Genomic DNA, 21803 nt, shown 5'->3' on the forward strand with positions numbered 1-21803 from the left:
ACGGCAGCATCTGTGGTGGGCTCACCGTCGGACCGTATGCGGCCAGGAAGAGCCAATCGACATTACTCTATAGATCGCCGACAATTGCACCGATTAGGATGCTTCGAGTCAGGTCCACTGATGAACAAAGCGGTTTGGCGGCTGCTCATGGCAGCCATCGTCTCGTGGGGTATATGCTTCGTATATCCAACCAATGTTATCCACTTTGGATGGATCGGAACCCTCTTCGTATCGACTGCCGGTTTGATTGCGACGATATCGAGCTATCACACGGAAGATGTGGCCCATACGCGCGGCGGCACCATATACAAAGCAGAATCGCCTATCAAATTCCTGCTGACTTATGTTGCGCTCGGGGTACTACTCGTCGCCTTTTTGCTTATAAGCATTTTCGGCAGCGTGGGTCGATTTGGGGCGTAACGGTCAGGAGCGGCCGTTCGACACCACCACGTGAATCGTCGACAATTGACCGTGGTGAGACCCGTTTCGGCAACCACAGGGAGAAGAGATGGGAGAGGCGTGCCAATCTATATTCATCGATGTTGTTTGGAGGCACGATTTCGAGGCCGAGCCAATTCGACTGGTCTCGCAGCTTGACTATGAGCGCTATGAAGTTCGAAAACTAGAATTTTTCCGCGACGGGCGGGTTGGATATGCCGACGACCACCGGTCGGCGATGGGAACTGAGCTTGGAAAGTTGCCTGTCCCGCAGTTAGCCGAAATCAATTCGGATTTCCAGTTCAGCGCTCGTGTCATTGAATCGATGCTTTTTGAACGTCTGTGATCCCAGCATACATCCGGTACCGCGGGATAGGGCGGCAGTCGGCCAAATTCGACCGGTCGACGGCACCATTAAATCGTCGGCGATCGGACAAAACTATTCCGTCCCGCCTATGTACTGCCCTTACTGCTCCGCACAGCTGGTTGAATCGCGTGGACGCGAACTCCAGTGCCCGGTGACCGGATCATTATTTAGCAATTCCGTTCGAGACCAATTCGAGCAGCTTGCGTTGAACGCCGCGGTTCTGCCGTCGGGGGAAACGCCGTTCAGGCTTGGAAAACGGTTTTGTCCCTGCTGTGGCAAGCAAACTGACGATGGACTTTGCGCAACGTGCGGCCGGGTGATTACAGGTCGGCTTGCGCGCGAGTTATTGGAATTAAATCCGCACCGACGAGGATAAAGCAATACTGACGATGATCCCGCGCTGGCTGATCGACTTTAATCTTCGTGGCAACTCGGCTTTGACCAGACAGTTTCCGCTTCGTAGAAAATTCGCGCGGATGGTGACGGACCTGCCTGTTGCCTTGATTCGCGATATCGACCGACCGCTTTGCAAAGAATCGAGAGACCGCAATGGTTCGGGAGCGCGCATTGACGACCGGCCGGTATCGGGAAGCGAAATACCAATGACCGTTTTGCGGCGATGAGTTCGAAGCACGGATGGACTCAGCCCGACCCGTAGCAGCCAGTCAGCTTCCTCCGAAGCAGCCGCCCGAGGCTAAACCTACGTCCAACTCGTCCAAGCTGAAAGATAGGTTCGTGACCGAATACCGAGAAATGGCTTAATTTGTTCCCAGCACGATAGCTTTACGGAGGCATTAAATAGTCCTTCAAGAAGACCGGTGGCGACCAGCTCCACCTGTCTCACTTCCTCGCTATTCATCGCCTCTTCGATCGCGTCAAAGATTTGCACTTTCTCCGGCGTTGACAATGAAGTGAACTCTCGCGCGAGAGTTCGGCCGAGTCCGCCGTACAACACCGTCGGTGGCACATCTTCGCCGTAATCCACGACCACGTCCGATGCAGCGGCGTAGAGACGTTCTGACCGCGCCAAGACGCCGAGCAAATTTCTCCAATTTTCCATTCTGCGCGCTTCGCACTGTGAGCCAAGGGATACCGGATTGTCGCCAATTTTTCATTCGCGGTCGAACGGCTGATCATGGCCGATCCCGGCAGTTCGAAGCTCGCCGATGATCGAGCGGCGCCGGGCCTTCCCCCGACTTCCGTAGCCGCCCCTCTCCGGCCATGCTCGCTCGAAACGTCAGGACGGCCGCTTTTAAAGGTACAGCGGCCGTCCCCAAAGTCGCGTCAGCATCTTGTGCCTGATTCACTCGTGCGGGTTGCGCTTCACTTCGCCAGCCCCAAGCCCTGAAGCACAATTAAACAAGCCGCCTCACCAGGTTTTCAATTGCCGCTGCTAAAGAGATTCTCGCAGCCGTCGCTTCTGACCACTCGCTTTCCTGTCTGCAGATCCCAAACTCCCGGGTGCGAGTAGATCGCGCATTCCATCGAGCCGTTCGCGCTGACGTATCGGCCGTCCTCAGAGATCCGGCCGGGAGCCGACTCCGAATAACCGAACCCTTCTTCCTGCAGTTTGCTCATACTCTTACCCCGGGTGTACTCGCCCGGAAAATTCCCGATCGGCCGGTTGCTGCCGAGTTTGGAAACGGTCGCTGCGTAGCTGATTGTGCCTGCCGTCACGACGTCGAGCGAAAGATAGAGCTTCTTCCGGAGATTGACGTCCACCACAAAGCCTACGTGTGGGGGAATGCTTGATGGCGACGCCTTTCCGTCTGTGCATTGCTGCACATCGGCAACAGCGACGTAGTCGGTATTGTTCAGCAGAACCACCTGCTGGTTCCAGTTGAACTTCGGATCGACGTCCTTGAGCTTGCGCGCGAGCACGCATTGCCTGCTCGCGCCGTCACTTCGTTTGAGCGCGATCGAGTTATTCGAGGCGTCGTACTGCACGGAAGCGAAATCGTCGGCATGCGCTGCCGTCCCAAGCGTGAGCATCAATGTAACCAGAATCCCTTTTCTCAATTGAGCACCTTCAATGCGTTCATTGTTTCCTCATAGCGTCGGAGTTCGTCGATATGCCCACCATTGATTGCATACGTCACTGCAGAGGATATCTGTTTGGCCGCAGCATTTTGCTCGGGGGTGACGGGCAACTTTCCGCTGCCCGCGTCGATCTCCGGTTTCACATTCGGTCGCTTGAACGTAATGTAGAACCCACCGCTGTCGATACAGTTGTATGGATTCGTAATAATCCGGTCCGGATCGTTGATGGGCGCGGGCCGCAGTTTCATTTGCGCGGGCTGATGCCGCTTATATGCGGGATCGTCCCACCAATGATCGTCGAAATCCGAAGCTTTCAGCCAGCTGCGATAGACCCAATAGCCGGCGTAATTGGAACGTCCCGTCAACTGCTTGAAGCCGCGACCGCGAAACTCCTGCGCATCCGTGTCGCCGACGTTACCGTTGCTCCAGCTATACGAGCCGGCAATGCGTCCACCTTTGCTATTGAACTTTTCTGAACTGTAATAGCTGTCGAATTCTGGCGTTTCGCGTCCGTACCAGTGGCCGAGGTCGGCTTCCGACTGCTGCGACGCCGGGTTGATCTTACCGTTGGCCATGCTCGCTTCCTGCATGTTTGTCAGCGATCCCGACTCTACGGCACCTTGTCCGAAGAAATGAGCCTGCCGGATAGGATTGGTAATCACGTATTTCTGCATTACCTGATTCAATGCGACACGATATCGTTCCCGTGTAGCTTCCGGCGTCCGCTTGTAGATCTTTGCAAGCGTGCTCTTGTCGATCCACGCGCACTTTCTCATCCAGTCGATAAATTCGATGGGATGGAAATGCCACAACGTAGGCGGAAGCGATAGTTTCGCATCGGCCCACCATTGCAGCTTGTTCGCGTGGGCCTTGAACTGCGCGTATTGGTCCTGCGTCATCGCAGTGCGCGGGGTGTGGTCACCCCACGTCCCGTCTTTCAGCAGGAAACCATACGCTGCGTCGAAATTTTCCGCTTCCCATTCGGTCCTGAATTCGCATACCAGTCGCCGCATCTTTTTTCGGACGCCGTCGTCGCGCAAGCGTGATAGAGCCTGTTGATCGGTCATTGAATCATCGACGTTCTCCTTGAGCAACTTGAGAATAGTCTTCGCGTCGCATCGCCCATCTGGCATCGCCGACGTGCCTTTCCCACCTTCATGGACCAGCTTCCATCCAAGGAATTCAGGAAAATCTGCGTCAGACAACTTGACGATTATCTTGTCGTTCAGGTCGATATAGCCCTTCTTGCCGCTATCGAAGGCGATGTACTTCCAGTTGCCCGCCTTCGATGTTTGCAGTGCATCGGGACCGATGACGCGCCCCCACCGCAGAAGTTCATATGCCGCGCTGGCTGAAGCCGGATCGATCAGGTTGGCTATCTGATTCATGTTGTATTCGTAGCGCGCGTCCGGACAATCGGCATGATCGACAACGTCGCCGGTTTCATCGTAAGACGTGGTCCGGCACGCACCCCTTGAAAACGTGACCGTGACGTTGAGCAACCTGTCCGTCGTGCCGATCTTATTGCACGTCATCGAAGGTTCCGAAACGCCATAGGGTTGCGCCTTCGTCGTAGCAGCGTCCACATGCTGATGATGCTGACGTGCCTGCTTGAGCACGTCGGCGATCCGCTTGCGCTCGGCGTGGTCGTGCTTTGCCTTGTCGCTCTCCCACGCCCTGTGTTTGATCTTTGCCATTTCGGGCGATTGATCATAGACATCGATACCGGCTCGAACGATGAAATGGCTGTCGCCCCAGAGGTCGGGATCGCCCGCCTGGACGGTGCTGTCGAATACTTTGTAGGGTTTATCGCCGCGCTTGAACAACGCATCGATGCCCGCCTGATTCGTGAAGATTTCGAAATGGATCGCCTGAAAACCGCTGATCTCGCCGCCTCGTCCGACGACGGTCTTGCGATCGACAGTTTGCCCCTGTTTGACGGACACGGCCGAGAGATGCATATAGACAGACCAGAAGGCCAGACTGGTTTTTTCCCCTGTCTCCGCGTGATGCTCGATGACGACGCACCCATTGTCGGTCCAGTTGGTTGCCTGACCGTCCGCGCTTCCGTAGTTGAGCGGATCTTTGTCGTTCGTGTTCTTCGCTTCGGCTGCCCGCACGAACGCCACTGTTCCGTCTGCGATAGATCGGATGGGCTCCATGCCGTAACGCAGATGCACGCCTCCGTGCCAGCGCATGTTGGCGCTGAGCGGATAGGCGCCGGAGCCAAATGGTGGCTCGGGAAACAGCTGATTCGAATATGCAATGTCGCGGGTTAGATCGCCGATGTCAGCGTCGGCGGTAATGATGGGGTAGCTGATGAGCATGCGCGTACGATTGAAAAAGGGGTGTTCCGCGAAGCAGAGATCATTGCGAAAAGACAAACTTCCCCGGTAAGGTCAGATCGCCCCTTGGCAGCATCGGTAGCGGATAGTTCGTCGATTCGGGACCGGCAAAACTATGCTGCGCTCCTTTAATATCGATTTTCCCGGGGGCATGAATTTCGATGTTCCCATCTTTGATCCGCACATATGCGCCACCGGACGTGAGCAGGATCCCCTGTTTCGCCGCCGCCTCGATGTTCTCCGTTGCCGACAGCAGATTCAGGACGTTCTGTGCGGTTACTTCCACGTTATCCGAATGCGCCCGAATCTCGACTTTGCCTTTCGCCGCAAAGAGCTTCATCCCGGCGTTCTGCACGAAAAGACTAAGTTTCTCGCCGACGCTCGCGATCAGCGATTTGCCTGCGGCGAGATGCGTACCTTGCCCACTGACGAAGTTGACCTGCTCTTCAGCCGACAAGTGTAACGACTGCTGCGTCGCCATACCGATGCCCGAGGGGCTCGTGAACAGCATCACAGGCTCCCTGAATGCGTTTGCAGTCCCGGTGCCGCCGCCCGCAGTCAACCCACTCATAGACGATCCTGAGATGTCTCTTTGCGTCGCATCGGCGAACGACTGCAAGGCATCCTGACCTGCCTTCAGACCCTCAGCCTGATGCGTTTCGCTTGCAGACGACATTGCATCGATCACGCTTTGCGCGTTCGCGAGTTGCTTCTGCGCGTCGCGCGCATCCATTTGATGATCGCCGACGCTCTTCGCGTACGTCGTTATGAGCAGACCTCTCGCCGCACGGACGGCACCGTAATCATCCGTGGCGAGATCGAATCCACTGCCCAGATAGGCGCCGCGGGTGTTGCCGCTCTGCGCGATCAGACAGCCCAGGTGCAGACTCGAATTTGCGCTCGTGCTGTAAAGCTATACGCGATTCTGCCCTGTCGCGTCGTCCATCACCATCTGGTTGTAGCCGCTGCCGCCGAACTCCTTCGATCGGTAACCCGAGAGCAGACCGTTCGAATGCCATTGAGGCAATCTTGCACCGTTATAGACGCGTCCAACCACGATCGGCCGGTCGCAATCACCATCCAAATAGTCGATCAGCACTTCTTCGCCGACGCGCGGCAGATGCACGCCACCGTATCCACCGCCCGCGTCCGATTGCGCCACACGCACCCAGCACGAAGCCCGCTCATCGCTGCCATTGAGCCGCTCCCAGATGAAGCGCACCTTGATCCGGTTCAGTTCGTCGGTGTAGACCTCTTCGTTCTGCGGGCCAACGACAATCGCCGACTCGAGCTGCACGTCCGGCTTCTCATGTTCGAACGGGCTGCGATAAGGCACATTCGTGCGCTGAGCCTCGACGTCGACACGATAGAACCCTTCCGAGCCATCGGCGCACATCACCTTGCACGTGCGCTCACCGTCGTAGGTCGCACGAACGGCCAATACCGCGTCTTGGAGGCTATGCGGAAACATCTGTCCGTCGCCGTCGACGGGCAGATTGTTCTCGATCGTCCACGTCGCCTCGATCACGGCGAATTCGCGCTGATTCGCCAGATCACGATCGTGGTCAGGATGACCGCTCAGAGTGAAACGCCGCCCCGCGTCGACATCTCGCATGCCACCGATGCCGTGAAACCGCTTGGCGCGCGACTCCCACTCTTCGATGCGGATGCGTGAAAGCGCGTCTCCGCGGTCCTGACCGCCGTATGTGTATGCGCCCGTGTGTTCGTAGACTTCGGCCTGCGCTGGCAAGGTGCCCTGCGCGGGTATCGTCGGTGTGCTCGTGCCCTTGGGGTTGTATGCGGTAGACGGGCTCTTGTAGTCGAAGGTGCGCGTGGTCAACAGCGTGCTTTGCAGCGTTCGCGTGCCCGACCATTGGATGAGCGCATCTGTTTCACTGTTCGTTCCGGCGCGAGAGAACTGCACGTTCTGTGGCGACATCGCATCGAGAGCCGAGAGGTTGTCGGTGATCACCAGCGTATGCGATTTGCCGTCGCTTTCCTGCTGCCAGAAACCAAACAGACCTTCTGATTCGAGCAGCCGATGCACGAAGTTCCAATCGTATTCGTTCTGGCGGCAGTAGGAACGCGAAGGCAGTGGCTTCATAAGCGCGAACCGGAAGCGTCCCTGCGCCTGTGGATGCGCATTGAAGACGTCAGTGATGATCTCGTCCACGCTAGCATCCTGCCAGATGCGCTGATCACGCCGGAACCTGAGGAAGTGCATCCACGACGCGAAACCGATCTGATAACTCGAGAGCGCGCCGTCGGATCCGAGGCGGCGCGCCGTGTGCACGTAGCCGTTATGGGGCAAATAGGATTTGTCAGATTGCTGGATCCACAGCGTGACCGGCTGCGCGATCAGCCTCTTGAGTTCGATGCTAGATGACGTCGAAATCATATCGACCGTGAACTCGAAATGCCTTCCGATGCGCGAATGGCCAATCACCCGTTGCGGTAGCAAAACGTTGCTACCAAGCGGCGTCTCCAGCCTCAATACCCGGTCTTGGTGTGCGAGCCCATTCGTCATGGCCGCGGAAATGTCCTGCGCCCCCATAACGCCTCTTCCTGTTTAATTCATGGCCCTCGAATTCTACAAAAAACAGATGAATAGACCATTATCAGATTTAAAGAGTGAAATCGATTTTCAAAATTTCAATTATGCGATTTGCATTTAACATTGAAACGCATGCTTTGCCGATAAATTGCGACGCGAATTACATTAAATCGCAGGCGACATTCTCGATCAGGCGTCGCATTCTGGTATGAATGCGTTCCTGATGTGCGACGTTGTGCGATTACGGCCGCGCGATTGTTAAATTGCAAAGGCAGAACTATCAATCGCTAGCCATTTTTTTGCCGCGAACGTCTCTTGTCGCGATCCGAACCGACGCTCAAGCGTCGGTGAACAGCAGCCGAGGAGTGATCGAAACTGGCCGGACCCAGAATCTTTTGCAGCCGGACATGCTCTTCCAGAGAGCCAGATAAATGAACTGCCCTTCGAGCATTTCCTTTGACGCTGATTGCAGTGTCGTAACAGCTCGCTGACAATGATGCAGGCGTGCCAATGCGCAGTTGTCTCCAAGCGCGGATCACATTGCGACCAGCAAATCGGGCTTGTGATCGTCAACCGACACATCGCGACCGCGGCGCCGTTCACGGTGGGCGCACGCTCCATGGATCGGTCTGCAAACTGCACCTGCCCCTTGCGGAAGGTCACCACAAACGCTCCCCGAGTCCTCATTGATGCAGAATTGGCGCAAAGGCCACAACGACACGAGCTGAATACGATGGACGACCCAGAATCGCTTTCCCTGGCACTGCCCGATGGCACTAAGGTCTCCGCGCTCCTCCGAGTGCCGGAGGACGCGCGAGCCCTGTATGTCTTCGCGCACGGTGCCGGCGCGGGCATGCGGCACGCCGGCATGTCGCCACATTGCGCTACCAGTTTCCGTACATGGAGCGGGGCTCCAGGCGGGTGGACTCGCCGGCCGTGGCACATGCTACCGTGCAGGCAGCCGTCGCAGAGGCCCGCCGGCGGCTGCCAGCCCTGCCGCTCTTCGCGGGCGGCAGGTCGTTCGGCGGCCGCATGACGTCCCAGGCCCAAGCCATCTCGCCGCTCGACGGCGTGCGTGGCCTCGCTTTCGTCGCGTTCCCGCTGCACCCGGCGGGCGCGCCCGGCGTGGAGCGGGCACACCACCTGGCGGACGTCACGGTGCCGATTCTTTTCCTGCAGGGCACGCGCGACAAGCTGGCCGAGCTTAACCTTCTGAGGTCGGTCGTCGAGACGCTGGGGACACGCACCACGCTGCATGTAGTAGACGACGCAGATCATTCGTTCCACGTGCGCGCGTCCTCCGGCCGGACCGACGCGGAGGTCGTGCTTGAGCTGGCGCGGACGATGTCGGCGTGGTTCTTCGCCGAAGGAGAGTTCGTGCGCGTCACCTGAGCAAGCGCAGGAATGCTTGTAGTAGAGTCGGGACGGCGAGCCGGCGACCTCGCCGTGCTGGACTTGCCCGCTCAATCCCTTCGCTATCCGCAGATGGTCTGTCGCATAGCCACCATAAGCGACGCCTGTCGCGTCGGCGACGTTTTCCCAGTGCCGAGTGAGTGAATCTGTCAGATCTGCTTGCGGCGACCCGCCCCCGGCATCGCGGAGGGCATCTGCTTTGATTTGGCCGGCGCCGATCCGTGAGTGACAGTCCAGGGATGCGGCCGGAACCAGACTGGCGGAGCGTCGAACAACGTGCATTGGCCGGTCACTGCCCGACGCGGTCGCCCGAAACCGACCCAACTCGGTCGCACGGATTCATCGTGCTAAACGTCCGCTTTCGATTACATTCGGCCAAAGCTCCCGAGCCGAGGCAAATACGATGGGCTCACCAATCCGACCGTGCATGGCGTTACGCCAACCGATGACTTTTCCACCTTTGCTTGGTCCTCCGGAGCAAAAGCAAGTCTTCGCCAACGAGCGCTGCCGATGGCTATTATCAAAGAGTCGCCGTTGCAACTATCCGCATCTCGAACCAAGCGATGAAAGGCTCAAACCTCATTGCTTGATGGGCGATACTGAATCACAGTAATTGAGCGGTAGGACGTACGACGATTTCGTTGATGTCGACTTCAATCGGTTGCTCGATGGCGAAGGTAATGGCGCGCGCGACGGCAGTTGGAGAAATCGCTTTTGTGTAGATTTCCAGAATGCGCGCGCTGTCGGTGCCGGTGGTTTTGTTCTGAATACCACTGTTCACCGCACCGGGCGTGATCGAGGTCACACGGATCGAATGGCTGGCCATCTCGGCGCGCAGGCCTTCCGAAAGCGCCCGAATCGCAAACTTGGATGCGGAATGCACGGCGCCACCCGGTGAGAACACCTTTAGTCCATGCACCGAGCCCAGGTTGATCACATGGCCAAAGCCTTGCCGCAAGAACACCGGCAGCGCAGCGGCGATCCCCCATAGGGTCCCCTTCAAGTTCAGATCGATCGTGGTTTCCCATTCCTCCGTGTTCACCTCGGCCATCGGACGGATCAACATGACACCCGCGCTGTTGATCAGTACGTCGAGCTTCCCAAAATCAGCGACGATGGTACTCACGACCATCTCCATGTCTTTCTTTCGCGTGACGTCAACGTCGTATCGCTTGGCTTCGCCGCCCTCGGCACGAATGTGTTGGACCAACAAATCCGCTTTGTTTTGATCTATGTCCGCAACCGCGACGATCGCGCCGTCCGCGGCTAATGCTTTCGCCGCGGCCGAGCCTATCCCGCCCGCGCCTCCTGCGATTAGAACGACCTTTCCTTTGATCCCTTCACGCATGACGTATCCTTTCACCTTTGAGGCGCTTTAAGCCGCTTTCGTTGAGCAAATGTCAAAGCTGCCGGCCGTGCATCGACGGACGCTTTTTAATCCAGGGGTTCATGCTAATCGGCATGTCGTCGTTGAACCATTCGCTAATATCCGACAATGGCTGATCAAATTCGCACATCGTTCGATTGGGAAGACATCCGCATTTTCGTGTCTCTGGCGCGTTATGGCAGCCTTTCAGCTACGGCCAGGGCGCTATCGCTTTCGCACGCGACCATTTCTCGGCGCATTCAGACGCTCGAGAAAGCGCTAGGTGAGAAATTGGTGGAGCGTCGCCCCGATGGTTATGTGCTAACCACGGCTGGCGTGCGCGCGCTTTCGCCAGCCAGCGAGATGGAAGTGGCGGCCGCACGACTCGGACGCGGCGGTCAGCCGCAGGAGCCGAGCGGGCTTGTGCGCGTCAATGCGCCGCCAAGTCTGGCGCAATGTCTTCTTGTCGAGAAACTGGCCGGTTTGACTGCAGCGTATCCGACATTGGATGTGGATCTTGCCACCGACTTTCGAGCGGTCAGCCTCGAGCGACGTGAAGCCGACGTTGCGCTGCGGTTCGGGCGGCCAACAGACGGTGAAGTCATCGCGAAGCGGGCGGCAACGCCAGGTTTTGGTTTTTATGCCGTGGACGAATGGCGGCGACGTTTGGCAGCCGGCGAAAGCCCGACCTTCGTCGGCTTCGACGATGCGAACGCTCACTTGCCGGAAGCCAGTTGGCTTCGCGAAACCTATCCACGCGCCCGCGTTGCGTTCAAAAGCAATAGTCAGGTGATGCAGGCGGCAGCGGCCCGTGCCGGCGCAGGCATCGCCCTGTTGCCTCACTTTGTCGGGCGCGGTGAAGCAACCTTGGTGCATTGCGAGATGAAGGAAGCGCCGCCATCCAGGGAACTTTGGCTATTGATTCGGCGCGATGGCGTCACCAACCTCGCAATCAAAACGGTGGTCGATTTTCTGATGAACCTCCTTTCCAGCGAGCGTGCACTGATCGAATAGGTCTTGCTGCGCCACCGCGCGCATCTCCGTTGCCTGCAACTCTTTCACGCGCATGCCCGTTCTGTCCTGAATGTACTTGTGCGAAATCGAGCATCCGCTGAACAAATGTGGGGAATGCCGCGCGGAAACCCAGACCGCCATAATCGCCGCATTCCCACTTCGACATTGGACGCTGTGATGACTGGTGCAACTATTACACTGATTGGCGGGCCAACCGCTTTGATAGAGGTAGGTGGCTTTCGGCTTTTAACCGATCCGACCTTTGATCCGCCAGGTACTTACCAGCCATATCCCGGCAAGCCCGTGACGTTTCATAAGACCACCGGTCCCGCGCTCACGATCGCGGAAATCGGCCCATTGGACGCCGTATTGCTAAGCCACGACCATCACTTCGATAACCTTGACACAACGGGGCGCTCGATATTGCCGTCCGTGAAATCAACCTATACGACGCTCTCCGGGCAGGCCCGCTTGGGCGGTAATGCCTTGGGCCTGACACCCTTCGAAACAAAAACGTTCGAAGGTCCAGGCTCTAGACGTTTGCTGATTACCGGTACGCCTGCGCGACATGGCCCAGTGGGAATCGAGCCGTATTCGGGCGACGTCATCGGTTTTCTGCTGGGAGAAGAAGAAGAGGGCGACGCGGTCTATGTGACCGGCGACACAGTTTGGTATGAGGGCACTGCCGAGGTCGCCCGTCGGTATTCTCCAAAGGTGGTGATCGTCTTCGCCGGCGCGGCCGAGCCGCGTGGGCGCTTCCAGATGACGATGGACGGCAACGACGCACTGGCTGCCGCCCATGCTTTCCCCAATGCGAAGATCCTGGCGGTGCACAACGAAGGCTGGGAGCACAACACGGAAAGCGCTGACGAGCTGGCTTCGGCCTTTACCGCGCTTGGCGTCGGCGATCGCTTGTTGCGCCTGCTGCGCGGCGAGCCATTGAAGATCGAGTGGTGAGTAGTATCCCGGCGAATTGCGTTGAACGTCTAAGACGGTCCGTTAACCGAGCGGAGCAGACGTTCAATTGTTTTGTTAATTCGATGTCGAACGGCCGAAGATGGCCGGCTTGCGGCAGTGCCGGCGGCAATTAGCTTACCGAACAACGGCCATTGGGCCAGGGTGGACGAGGGCTCCGCTAGCCGAATTGGATGACGACCTCAACAGGCCGGTCACGGCCGATTGGGTGAGGTCGCCAGCGGCCGCATAGTGGCACTCCAGATAGCGACCTGAATTTTGCTGACTGATCGGTTTAAAGAAAGTTGTCTGAGCGGAGTGGGTCGACCAGGGAAGTTCGGCGATCAGTCCGGGCGGCCCGTTCGTCGTCAGCCCATGGATTTCCGGGTTCGGCCATTTCGAGGCATTCTCGTCGACCGCTTACATTGGTGACAATCGTCGGTCCCCGTTGACTGTAATCTCTTAGAGAGGCAATATGTCTGCATGAACTCCGACACTTTCAAATCCATGATGTGCACCATGACTGCCGACGGCGAGTCGTGGGAATCGTGACGTTTATACATCACATATAGACTTCCTCAACGGCCCCGCCAGTCATGACGGGGCCGAGTCTTTTTTAGTCGCTCCTAATTGCATTGGCGCAGATAGGAGTGGTTGCATGCATTACAAGAAACGTCTTGCCGTCTATCGGGGCTCTGCCCGTGTGTCGACTTGTTTGTTCGAGCCGGGGAGCGCGGCATGGTGACGATACGAAAAGCGAATCGCCATGACATCTTCGACGCTTGGGATATCCGCAAAACCTCGGTGCATGCCGCGTGCGCCGAGTATTATCCCGAGGCGGCCCTTTCTGAATGGGTCGATGGAACGCTGACCGATAAATGGGCCAGCGTTGTCGAAAACGACTTTTACGTTGCCGTCGACGAAGAACTAGTCGTTGGCACGGGAATGCTTACGGTCGCAAACGGGCAAATCGACGCAATCTTTGTGCGGCCATCTCATATGGGACTGGGCATTGGACGCAAGATGCTGCAATTTCTCGAGGCGTTGGCCGGCGTGCATGGCGTTGCCGCAATGCGTCTCGATGCAACGCTAAACGCGGCAGCGTTCTATCGCCGTTGTGGTTGGGCGGGAGACTCGGTATCGACCTACCGTAGCTCGCGTGGACTGGAATTGGCTTGCGTACCAATGACAAAGCATCTGACCGTCGGAGCGTAGGTCGCTACGCTCCGACGATTGCCAGCCCCATTCGGATCGTCCGTGGGTTGAGCCGAAGCTCCCTTTCAAGTGCATGCGGTGCGAATGCAATCCGGAATCGTGACCGCTTTGAGGTTTCGATCGGCTTGTTTGATGCGCAACGCTCGAATCGCGCGAAATTCGCAGACCGCCGTCTCTCCACGGGTTATGCGATGGCGCTGAATGAAGACCTTGTCGCGCCATTCTTGCGTGGATTTAGGAACTTCGAGCGATTCGCCGTAAGTGGCCGATGTATGGAAGCGGCTGTGGACTTCTAGAAGTGGCGTGCCTACGCAACCAGGCAGCGACGCCATTTCCCGCCACGGTCGTAACGCCCTTCAACGCAAGGGTTTCGGTCACCGATTGACAATCGAGTGAGGGCAATTCAGGTTGTTCTGCAGCGGGCTGCAGAAGTCGAGACCAGGCATGCCAGTCAGCGGAAGATGACGGCTATCCCTCACGAAACTCGGCGTCAGACGGTATACCGCGAGCGGTGCGCGCGGTTGCCGGCAATAGCGGAAATCTGCTGCGGGATTCGCCGGCCATGCATGGGTGCCGGGCCCACCCAGCGCAGCGAGTTGCCTGGGAGTGCACCGCTTAGGTAGCTCACTACGGTACGTAGCGCAATGCCCCGCTCCCCGTTTGCAATCTCATCTGCACTCGACGGCGCAACGGCACACCGAGATCGCGTCGGCCGGCATTCTGGACGTCACAGTGTTCCATTCAGGTGCGGATGAATTGCGGCCCTTCGTTGCGGAGTTGCCGTTTGCTGTTGTTGCCGATCCGGGCAAAAAGGTCTACGCAGAAATCGGTGTGGAAGCCTCGCCACGCGCATTGCTGAACTCGGGCGCCTGGTCTCACATCGTGCGTGGCGTGGACTGCCTGCCCGAAGTACCTGCCTGAAAGCACTCATCTTTCATGGTACGTCAGTTCGGCGCATCCTCGGGCGGTACAAGCTGGGCGAGCGCTGGCGCAATCACCCCTTCCAGCAGCGCTTTTTCCGGACGAACGCGCGCCAGGACGCGAACACCCATCAGAACGCCAAGCAGGTGCCGGGCGAGGACTGCGGCCGGCTGTGATTGCGTAATGGTCCCGTCGGCCTGACCTGTTCTGATGCACCCGAGAAAAAAGCCTTCGATACGGGTAAGAACGCCGGCGATGATCTTCTGGAACTCAGCATCGTGCGGTGCCATCTCCAGGGCCGAGTTCACGAGCATGCAACCCTTATGCTGGCGATCGTTCAACGAGCGGCGCAGGATCTCGTCGAAGAACGAGTGGATCGCCTCAAGGGGAGGGAGCGCTTCGCACCGCCGTATGCGGTTGCCTATGCTTTCGCTTACGTAGCGATCGAGCGCTGCCCGGAACAGGCCGCGCTTGTCTCCGTACGCGTTGTAAAGGCTTGCGGCGGTGAGACCTGTTTTCCCGGTGAGATCTTTCACCGACGTCGCCTCGTAGCCGTGCCTCCAGAAGCACTGGACCGTTGCGTCCAGCACTGCCTCTTCGTCAAATTCCCTTGGTCTCGCCATCTCTGTCACCTGGATCCATCATGGCGCAGCGAGCTTGCCAACTTCGCTGCGATGAGCGATTATAGAATGCGCGTTCTAAAACGAAAAGGGCGCGACCTGAATATGGCGGTGGGTGCATGGTGCCCCATGGAGGCATCGCGTGGAGGAGAAGAGTCATGGGACTGCAGGCGCAACTGGACAGCTTCAGGGCGGAGTTCGCGCGCATTGCGCCATCCGGGCGCGTCGCGCTCTACGAGGCCAGGATCGACGAACTGCGTGCCACGTTCGCGCTGGACCAGGCAGTCGGAACTGGCGATGAAGCGCCGGACTTTTCGCTACCGGACGTACATGGCAATCGGATCTCGCTTTCGGCACTGTTGCAGCACGGACCCGTCGTGCTTACGTTTTATCGCGGCGGATGGTGTCCCTACTGCAATATCCAGTTGCGGGCGTATCAGGCGATCCTTCCTGAGATGGCCGCGCTGGGCGCCCGGCTGGTCGCGATCTCGCCGCAGCTGCCCGACGGTTCGCTGACCACTGCGCAGACAAACGCGCTAACCTTCGATATCCTGAGCGATGCAGGTAATTCCGTCGCGCGCCGCTTCGGACTCGTTTATGCACTGCCCGAGGATCTGCGTGAGGCACTGCGCTCGAACAACAAGGCGTTGCCCGCGATCAATGGCGACGGGAGCTGGGAATTGCCGGTTCCCGCCACCTATGTGATTGCTCCGGATGGGCGCATTGTGCTCGCCGGTATCGAGGTCGATTACCGCAAGCGGCTCGAACCGGATGCGATTCTCGCTGCCGTGAAAGCGCTTCTACCGGCCTGATCGATGACAAGCGGCAAGGTATCGGTTGCGGCGGCCGTCGACCCTGAGCAGGCGCAGCGAAAAGCCTCACGCATACGACTGTCGGGATTCGCCTGGGCAGCGCTCACGGTCATGATCTTCTCGGGCTGGTTTGTCGTGACACGGCTCGGTGTCACCCGCGAGCTTCGCATCTGGGACATTGCCGCGCTTAGGTTCGGCATTGGCGCCATGCTTCTCGCGCCGACTGTCGTGCGCCGGGGCTCCCGCCTGTCTGCCGCCGCCTGGGGCGAGGGTTTGATATTTGCGGTGTTGTGGGGCGTGCCTTTCGTACTGCTCGTCGCGCTCGGGTTGAAGCTGACTTCGGCGGCTCAGGCCGCGTCTGTCGCACCGACGTTGATGCCAGTCTTCGCCGGCGTGTTCGGTTGGGGTTTCCTGCGTGAGCGGCAGGGAAGGTCACGCTGGATCGGCTATGCGGCGATCATTACAGGGCTCGTTTGCCTGGTGGGTGCCGGTGTAGCAGCCCATGGCAAACCCAATCCTTTTGGCATGTTCGCACTGACGGCCGCTGCCGCGATGTGGGCCATCTATACGCTGCTGTTTCGACGCAGCGGCCTGACACCGATTCAGTCCGCTGCGCTGATCTGCCTCTGGTCGATGGCGCTTTATCTTCCAGTCTATCTGTTCCTCGGCCTCAGCCGGTTCAGCCTTGCCTCCCCGGGCGAGATCGCCTTGCAGGGGCTTTATCAAGGCGTGCTGATGAGTGGCGTCGCGCTCATCACCTATAACCGGGCCGTTTCCCTGCTCGGCTCTTCGGCTGCCACCGCTGTCATTGCGCTGCTTCCTGCTGTTGCCTCGGTTCTCGCCATACCCGTTCTTGGCGAAACGCCGTCGCTGGCCGAAGGTGTGTCGATCGTCATCATCGTTTTCGGTGTACTGCTCGCTTCCAGGCCCGCGCCCGCGCGCATTGCAGCAGTGCGGCGTGCATCAACCCATTCTCAAACCTGAAGGTACCGCCATGATCCGCTTTTACTTCCACCCCACGCCAAATCCGGCCAAGATTGCCCTGTTTCTCGAGGAGACGGGTCTTCCCTACGAGATGGTCCCCATCGATACGAGCAAGGGCGAGCAGCACACGCCGCAATTCCGCGCGATCAACCCCAACGGCAAGGTGCCTGCCATCGTCGATACAGACGGGCCGGGCGGCAAGGAAGCGCGCGTGTTCGACTCCACGGCGATCCTGCTCTATCTGGCGGAGAAGACCGGCAAATTGCAGGGCGCACCGGAGGACAGACCCGAGCTGCTTTCGTGGCTCCTGTTTCTGGCATCCGGTCTGGGGCCATTCTCGGGCCAGGCAGTGCACTTCCAGTTCGCCGCGCCCGAAGGGCTCGACTATGCGGTGAACCGTTATCGACGTGAAGCCGAGCGCCACTACCAGGTTCTGAACGACCATCTGGAAGGGCGGACGTACATCGTTGGTGAAACGTACACAATCGCGGATATATCGGCATGGGGATGGCTCGATCGCGCTTCGCGTGTACTAAAGGGGGCCGACGATCCGCTGGGGTCGTTTCCCAACCTCAAGCGGCTGTTCGAAACAGTCGATGCACGCCCAGCGGCGGCCCGCGCCAGAGCAGTCGGCAAGGACTACGAGTTCAAGAAGGTCAACGACGAGGAGACCCGTCGCGCGCTGTTCCCGTCCAACTATCCGCTGGTTGCCTGAATCGGCACTGAGCCGTTTCGGAGAACTGCATGGCTGATTCTCTCGACGATATTCCCCCGAAGGTCTGACCTGGAACAAACGCAGCGGCGGCATCTTTGCGAACATCAACCGACCGGTTGCCGGGCCGACGCATGAAAAGGTGCTGCCTGTCGGGCGTCATCCGCTGCAGCTTTATTCGCTGAGCACGCCCAATGGCGTAAAGGTCACGATCCTGCTGTACGAACTGCTCGCAGCCGGCTATTCGGGGGCCGAGTATGACGCCTGGCTGATCAGGATCGGCGAGGGTGAGCAGTTCGGCAGCGGCTTCGTGGGCATCAGTCCGAACTCGAAGATCCCCGCGTTGCTGGGTCGCAGCGGACCGAAGCCGTGTTATCGACGAAGTGGAGCGAGCAGCGCGGGCCGTGCGTGAATCGGCCGAGGGCCTGACAGGCCGGTCGATCCGTGGAAGTATGGGTACGATTATGGGTATCTGACGGTTCGTCGCGGCGGGAGTCATACCTGGCGGGGTTTCCCGGGCGGGAGTTGTAGTCGGCTGCCTTCCGCCCAAGGGTCGTGGACTTGGTGGCTTCAGAAAATTGTGGAGTTCATCAATCAATGTCGTTTGCGACACGACAGCGACCGCGAGTGCCGCCGCCTCCCATCAAGGTAGTTGTGGCTTTGGCGGATACGGACGCGGCCGAGGCAGTACTATGCATGAGCCGTCACTTGTGGACGGCGCGCGTCCCGCCAGTGCATCCGCCGACACAATGTTCGACACGTTCCTGCTCGCGTTGCGCAATACGCTCGCCGCGTTCCGTGCGGAGCTGTCTTCGCGCACCTTCCTGGCGCGACTGCGCCGTTGCACGGAAGCGGTGCTTGCGACGCTCCTTGCCATCTATGCAAGCCGATCATTCGGGCTGCCCGAAATCTGGTGGGCCGCGATCTGCGCGTTTTCGCTGACGGGCCTCACGCTCGGCGCCGCGCTCGATCTCGGCGTGCAGCAGATCGCCGGCACGTTCGGCGGGACGGTCGCCGGGGTGCTGCTGTCGCGCTTCTGCGCGAACGACGTCGCACAGTTCGTGCTGCTCATGGCGTGCCTGTCGGCCGCCGGGTTGTATCTGGCGACGAAGCGCTCAGCGGGCTACATGTGGATTCTGTCAACAGCGCTCGCACTCTACGTCGTGGCGACGACTCATGCGCAACCCGCTGCGGACCTGCGCAGCGTCGCGCAGGCGTTGTGGCTCAATGCGCTGGTCGGCACGACGGCTTACCTGGGCGTAACGCTGCCTGGTGCGGCGGTGATGTCGGTGCTCGATGCGCGCGACCCCGAAGCCGGCGCCGTCCGTCCCGCCGTCGCGCACGCGTTCACGGACCGGACCCTCGGTCGCGTGCCGCATACAATGATCGGTGCGATCACGCTGTCGGTGCTGGCGTATCTCGCGTGGCGTTATCCCACCGACGGCTTCGCTCAGGCAATGACGACAGCCATCGTCGTGCTGATGGTTCCCGTCGATGCACAGGGCACGTGGTCGCTTTACCGCGTCGTACAGCGGATGTGCCACCGGCTGCTCGGCTGCGCGCTAGGCTGCGCCGTCGTGTTCGGCGTGCTGCCACTGACGGCGGGTAGCGTCGCGTACTGTCTGCTCGCCGTCAGCGTGTTCGTGTGGCTTTCATGCTATCTGCGCTTCGGGCACTCGGACATCAGCTATGCGGGCACGCAGTTCGGCGCGGTGGTCATCCTTGCGTTCGTGCATGACCGCTTGTGGCTCAGCGACGATGTCGGGCTCGCCTACCAGCGGCTGATGGGCATCGCAGCAGGCAACGTCGCGCTGGCCGTCGTACTGCTACTGGTGACGGCGGCCTGCGCCGTGTGGGCGAGCAGGCGTGCGTCATAGCGCATTACACGTTGCCCCATGAGCCGGACCGTTCTTCGCTGTCCGTCGTTACGCGTGGACATCAACGGAAAAGCAGCGATCTGCTCACGCTCAATAACAAGGCGAGCCGTTGCGGTTCGCCTTGTGCAGCGCCTGTTCATTGAGAATGTGAGCGCTACATGTAGAAGGTGCCCCGACACTGCGAATCGTGCGTATGCAACCTTTTCGTTCATGTGCGAAGAAGGCGAAGTGTGCCGCACGGGACAATCTTTTCGCGGTTCTTTCCTTCCCTCTCGATTTCATGGAGTATGCAATGACCTCGATTCGCGCAGACCTCGTCCTTTCGCAAAGTGCATTCAGCCATGTCGTTGACGTCCCGTTTGATGCGATAGATATCGCAAGCTGGCTCTTCGCACTTCCGGACGCGGAATATCAGCGCTGTGCTCCTCCCGATCATATTGCAGCTGGCGCCACGTGGACGGACGACGGTCGGCGCATGTCGATCAATGTCGAGCAGATTGGCACCGGCCTCGTTGTACAGCACTACGTCGGCGAAATCACGGAAAAGAACTACTGCCGGATGGTCTCGCTTTCGGACGTTTTCACGCCACACGGTCGCACAAAGGTCCAGGTAATCTGGGAGCTGAGTGCGAAGCAATTGGCAGATGGTAAGACGGAGTATACGAACAGCGTTATTTCGCATCCGACCGACGATTTCCTCGCCTTTATCGAGAAAATGGGTGTTTCTTTCGAACAGGCCGCGCGCGATCGCCAGAGCGCGTCGGGCGATCATAACCGGCGAGAGACCCCCCTCTTTGCTGAGAGCATTGCCCGCGCAGCACGTGCGAGGTTGGCTGCAAACAATCGCTGATTGTCGGCAAGCGGGAGAGCGCTCAATGCAGTGAGCCGCTCTCCACCGACGCGGTCATACCTGTTCAATACCGATGCCGAGTTCCGCCGCGTAGGCATTCAGTTCGCCGCCGACATCCGCCTTCAGTACGTCGATGAAGCGCTTGATCTTGGCATCGACGAATCGACGCGATGAATATACCGCGTACACATTGCGCTCATACGTGTGATATTGCGGCAGAACTCGCACGAGTGAGCCATTACGCAGATCGTCGATTGCCGAGAAGGCAGCGATCAGCCCGATTCCTGCGCCGTCTTTAAGTGTGGTCGACATTGCATCCATGTCATTCACGCCGAAGTGCGGCCCGGTCGGGCGGTGGACGACGCGACCCCCCGCGCTTTCCAGGCACCACTCGTCGGGCGAGTAATCGACTGTGCCAAGAAGTACGCATGTGTGTTCCGCCAGATCTTCCGGACCTTCGGGCGCAGGATGCTGTGCAAGATAAGCGGGCGACGCTGCGAGAATGCAATGGCTGACGCCGATCTTCTGGCTCACATACGCCGAATCTGGCAGCGTACGAGCAATCACAACCGCGACGTCAAGCTGCTCTTCGAGCAGGTTGGGCATTCTCTGCGACAGGAGAAGATCGACCGATACGTCGGGATAGGCACGCCGATACGCGAGCGCGGCACGCGCAACGAGGCGGCGTCCTATACCCGGAACCGTATGGACGCGCAGTTTGCCGCGTGGCTCCAGCTGGGCGTCACGCGCCTCGGCCTCCGCCTGCTCTATGTCCGCGAGGATCGCGATACTGCGTTCATAAAAGCGTCGTCCCGCGTCGGTTATCAGAAGTCGCCGTGTGGAACGCTGAAGCAACCTCGTATCGAGGTTCTGTTCGAGTACCGACACCGCACGTGAAATGTTACCTACCGTCGTGTCGAGGTGGTTGGCGACAGCCGTGAAGCTGCCCATTTCGACCACCTTCGCGAAAATCGACATGTTGTAAACCTTGTCCATTGCACGTCCTCGTTTTCGATTGTTCTCGTCGAATCGCCGCGTTTCCGCTCGCGCCGGCTGGCGATGATAGTGCAGACTCCCGTTTCCCGCAGACACGGGCCCGGTCGGCTACGCACGAGCGTTCGCCTCCAGTCGCCCTCGCGAGCGACGGGAATTTTCTCTCTACAGACAAGATTGATTCTTTCTGACTCCACTAAATCATCCTCCGTGTTGCGCCTAGACTTGGTTCCGGCGTCAGGAACTTGTCATACGGAATTGGCGACTTGACCGCGACCTGAGACGGCGACGCACTGTACAGACAGCATCAATAGATATCGCCAGTCGG

Annotated in this window: 19 protein-coding genes and 2 pseudogenes; 13 read left to right on the forward strand and 8 right to left on the reverse strand. The window is 58.9% G+C overall.

The features are described from left to right. The first annotated feature begins 147 nt into the window (after positions 1-147). Together KFO72_RS08000 and KFO72_RS08005 are read left to right on the forward strand one after the other, a co-directional pair. Positions 148-420 carry a hypothetical protein gene (locus KFO72_RS08000; RefSeq protein WP_225031839.1) on the forward strand — a complete coding sequence of 91 codons (273 nt, stop codon included), beginning with the start codon at positions 148-150 and terminating at the stop codon, positions 418-420. 88 nt (positions 421-508) lie between these two features. Beyond that, positions 509-784 carry a DUF6881 domain-containing protein gene (locus KFO72_RS08005; RefSeq protein WP_225031840.1) on the forward strand — a complete coding sequence of 92 codons (276 nt, stop codon included), beginning with the start codon at positions 509-511 and terminating at the stop codon, positions 782-784. Between the two features lie 721 nt (positions 785-1505). Here the strand turns inward: KFO72_RS08005 and KFO72_RS08010 are convergent. From KFO72_RS08010 to KFO72_RS08025, 4 genes and pseudogenes are all read right to left on the reverse strand, one after another. Continuing rightward, on the reverse strand, positions 1506-1865 hold the full coding sequence (locus tag KFO72_RS08010) for a hypothetical protein (protein ID WP_060603961.1): 360 nt from the start codon (positions 1863-1865) through the stop codon (positions 1506-1508). Between the two features lie 320 nt (positions 1866-2185). Beyond that, positions 2186-2800, reverse strand: a complete 615-nt coding sequence (locus KFO72_RS08015) for a hypothetical protein (RefSeq protein WP_148654594.1) — start codon at positions 2798-2800, stop codon at positions 2186-2188. 20 nt (positions 2801-2820) lie between these two features. Beyond that, entirely contained in the window at positions 2821-5172 is a 2352-nt protein-coding gene (locus tag KFO72_RS08020; RefSeq protein ID WP_225031841.1) for a peptidoglycan DD-metalloendopeptidase family protein, read from the reverse strand. 40 nt (positions 5173-5212) lie between these two features. Then, positions 5213-7744, reverse strand: a pseudogene (locus KFO72_RS08025) (type VI secretion system Vgr family protein). An 879-nt stretch (positions 7745-8623) separates the two neighbouring features. On the opposite strand from KFO72_RS08025, the gene KFO72_RS08030 reads away from it, so the two are divergent. Then, on the forward strand, positions 8624-9136 hold the full coding sequence (locus KFO72_RS08030) for an alpha/beta family hydrolase (RefSeq protein WP_318248432.1): 513 nt from the start codon (positions 8624-8626) through the stop codon (positions 9134-9136). A gap of 625 nt (positions 9137-9761) precedes the next feature. Here the strand turns inward: KFO72_RS08030 and KFO72_RS08035 are convergent. Then, positions 9762-10505: an SDR family oxidoreductase gene (locus KFO72_RS08035; protein WP_060606953.1), complete on the reverse strand. Its 744-nt coding sequence runs from the start codon at positions 10503-10505 to the stop codon at positions 9762-9764. Positions 10506-10652: 147 nt separating this feature from the next. Between KFO72_RS08035 and KFO72_RS08040 the strand changes: the two genes are divergently transcribed. The 3 genes from KFO72_RS08040 (at position 10653) to KFO72_RS08050 (ending at position 13706) form a co-directional block, all read left to right on the forward strand. Further along, on the forward strand, positions 10653-11537 hold the full coding sequence (locus KFO72_RS08040) for a LysR family transcriptional regulator (protein ID WP_225031842.1): 885 nt from the start codon (positions 10653-10655) through the stop codon (positions 11535-11537). Positions 11538-11714: 177 nt separating this feature from the next. Continuing rightward, complete coding sequence (locus KFO72_RS08045; protein ID WP_225031843.1) at positions 11715-12494, forward strand: MBL fold metallo-hydrolase; 780 nt, start codon at positions 11715-11717, stop codon at positions 12492-12494. A 735-nt stretch (positions 12495-13229) separates the two neighbouring features. After that, positions 13230-13706, forward strand: coding sequence for a GNAT family N-acetyltransferase (locus tag KFO72_RS08050; RefSeq protein WP_082845421.1), 477 nt, complete (start codon positions 13230-13232; stop codon positions 13704-13706). 65 nt (positions 13707-13771) lie between these two features. On the opposite strand, the gene KFO72_RS08055 is transcribed toward KFO72_RS08050, so the two are convergent. Continuing rightward, on the reverse strand, positions 13772-14038 hold the full coding sequence (locus KFO72_RS08055) for a hypothetical protein (protein ID WP_225031844.1): 267 nt from the start codon (positions 14036-14038) through the stop codon (positions 13772-13774). Positions 14039-14366: 328 nt separating this feature from the next. Here KFO72_RS08055 and KFO72_RS08060 point away from each other — a divergent pair, with 328 nt between their 5' ends. Further along, positions 14367-14627 (forward strand): hypothetical protein, encoded by a 261-nt coding sequence (locus KFO72_RS08060; RefSeq protein ID WP_062916153.1) that lies wholly within the window; start codon positions 14367-14369, stop codon positions 14625-14627. Positions 14628-14650: 23 nt separating this feature from the next. Here the strand turns inward: KFO72_RS08060 and KFO72_RS08065 are convergent, their stop codons facing one another. Further along, positions 14651-15250: a TetR/AcrR family transcriptional regulator gene (locus KFO72_RS08065; protein ID WP_062916154.1), complete on the reverse strand. Its 600-nt coding sequence runs from the start codon at positions 15248-15250 to the stop codon at positions 14651-14653. A gap of 155 nt (positions 15251-15405) precedes the next feature. Between KFO72_RS08065 and KFO72_RS08070 the strand changes: the two genes are divergently transcribed. The 6 genes and pseudogenes from KFO72_RS08070 (at position 15406) to KFO72_RS08095 (ending at position 20482) form a co-directional block, all read left to right on the forward strand. Next, positions 15406-16059, forward strand: a complete 654-nt coding sequence (locus KFO72_RS08070) for a peroxiredoxin-like family protein (RefSeq protein ID WP_062916155.1) — start codon at positions 15406-15408, stop codon at positions 16057-16059. A gap of 3 nt (positions 16060-16062) precedes the next feature. Next, positions 16063-17043, forward strand: a complete 981-nt coding sequence (locus KFO72_RS08075) for a DMT family transporter (protein ID WP_225031845.1) — start codon at positions 16063-16065, stop codon at positions 17041-17043. A 10-nt stretch (positions 17044-17053) separates the two neighbouring features. Further along, positions 17054-17758: a glutathione S-transferase family protein gene (locus KFO72_RS08080; RefSeq protein WP_060603934.1), complete on the forward strand. Its 705-nt coding sequence runs from the start codon at positions 17054-17056 to the stop codon at positions 17756-17758. A 29-nt stretch (positions 17759-17787) separates the two neighbouring features. After that, positions 17788-18125, forward strand: a pseudogene (locus KFO72_RS08085) (glutathione-dependent disulfide-bond oxidoreductase); the annotation flags it as partial. A 322-nt stretch (positions 18126-18447) separates the two neighbouring features. Continuing rightward, on the forward strand, positions 18448-19632 hold the full coding sequence (locus tag KFO72_RS08090) for an FUSC family protein (RefSeq protein WP_225031846.1): 1185 nt from the start codon (positions 18448-18450) through the stop codon (positions 19630-19632). Positions 19633-19924: 292 nt separating this feature from the next. After that, positions 19925-20482 carry a hypothetical protein gene (locus tag KFO72_RS08095; RefSeq protein WP_054932775.1) on the forward strand — a complete coding sequence of 186 codons (558 nt, stop codon included), beginning with the start codon at positions 19925-19927 and terminating at the stop codon, positions 20480-20482. A 54-nt stretch (positions 20483-20536) separates the two neighbouring features. Here the strand turns inward: KFO72_RS08095 and KFO72_RS08100 are convergent, their stop codons facing one another. Next, positions 20537-21478 (reverse strand): LysR family transcriptional regulator, encoded by a 942-nt coding sequence (locus KFO72_RS08100; RefSeq protein WP_054932768.1) that lies wholly within the window; start codon positions 21476-21478, stop codon positions 20537-20539. Between the last annotated feature and the right edge of the window lie 325 nt (positions 21479-21803).

Source organism: Paraburkholderia sp. XV, from assembly GCF_020177535.1.
GTDB classification, from domain to species: Bacteria; Pseudomonadota; Gammaproteobacteria; order Burkholderiales; family Burkholderiaceae; genus Paraburkholderia; species Paraburkholderia caribensis.

What these genes read in the sequence shown, in the direction of transcription:
- KFO72_RS08000 (WP_225031839.1), top strand. Translation starts at nt 148, where the DNA reads ATGGCAGCCATCGTCTCGTGGGGTATATGCTTCGTATATCCAACCAAT.
- KFO72_RS08005 (WP_225031840.1), top strand. Translation starts at nt 509, where the DNA reads ATGGGAGAGGCGTGCCAATCTATATTCATCGATGTTGTTTGGAGGCAC.
- KFO72_RS08010 (WP_060603961.1), bottom strand. Translation starts at nt 1,865, where the DNA reads ATGGAAAATTGGAGAAATTTGCTCGGCGTCTTGGCGCGGTCAGAACGT.
- KFO72_RS08020 (WP_225031841.1), bottom strand. Translation starts at nt 5,172, where the DNA reads ATGCTCATCAGCTACCCCATCATTACCGCCGACGCTGACATCGGCGAT.
- KFO72_RS08035 (WP_060606953.1), bottom strand. Translation starts at nt 10,505, where the DNA reads ATGCGTGAAGGGATCAAAGGAAAGGTCGTTCTAATCGCAGGAGGCGCG.
- KFO72_RS08040 (WP_225031842.1), top strand. Translation starts at nt 10,653, where the DNA reads ATGGCTGATCAAATTCGCACATCGTTCGATTGGGAAGACATCCGCATT.
- KFO72_RS08045 (WP_225031843.1), top strand. Translation starts at nt 11,715, where the DNA reads ATGACTGGTGCAACTATTACACTGATTGGCGGGCCAACCGCTTTGATA.
- KFO72_RS08050 (WP_082845421.1), top strand. Translation starts at nt 13,230, where the DNA reads ATGGTGACGATACGAAAAGCGAATCGCCATGACATCTTCGACGCTTGG.
- KFO72_RS08055 (WP_225031844.1), bottom strand. Translation starts at nt 14,038, where the DNA reads ATGGCGTCGCTGCCTGGTTGCGTAGGCACGCCACTTCTAGAAGTCCAC.
- KFO72_RS08065 (WP_062916154.1), bottom strand. Translation starts at nt 15,250, where the DNA reads ATGGCGAGACCAAGGGAATTTGACGAAGAGGCAGTGCTGGACGCAACG.
- KFO72_RS08070 (WP_062916155.1), top strand. Translation starts at nt 15,406, where the DNA reads ATGGGACTGCAGGCGCAACTGGACAGCTTCAGGGCGGAGTTCGCGCGC.
- KFO72_RS08075 (WP_225031845.1), top strand. Translation starts at nt 16,063, where the DNA reads ATGACAAGCGGCAAGGTATCGGTTGCGGCGGCCGTCGACCCTGAGCAG.
- KFO72_RS08080 (WP_060603934.1), top strand. Translation starts at nt 17,054, where the DNA reads ATGATCCGCTTTTACTTCCACCCCACGCCAAATCCGGCCAAGATTGCC.
- KFO72_RS08090 (WP_225031846.1), top strand. Translation starts at nt 18,448, where the DNA reads ATGCATGAGCCGTCACTTGTGGACGGCGCGCGTCCCGCCAGTGCATCC.
- KFO72_RS08095 (WP_054932775.1), top strand. Translation starts at nt 19,925, where the DNA reads ATGACCTCGATTCGCGCAGACCTCGTCCTTTCGCAAAGTGCATTCAGC.
- KFO72_RS08100 (WP_054932768.1), bottom strand. Translation starts at nt 21,478, where the DNA reads ATGGACAAGGTTTACAACATGTCGATTTTCGCGAAGGTGGTCGAAATG.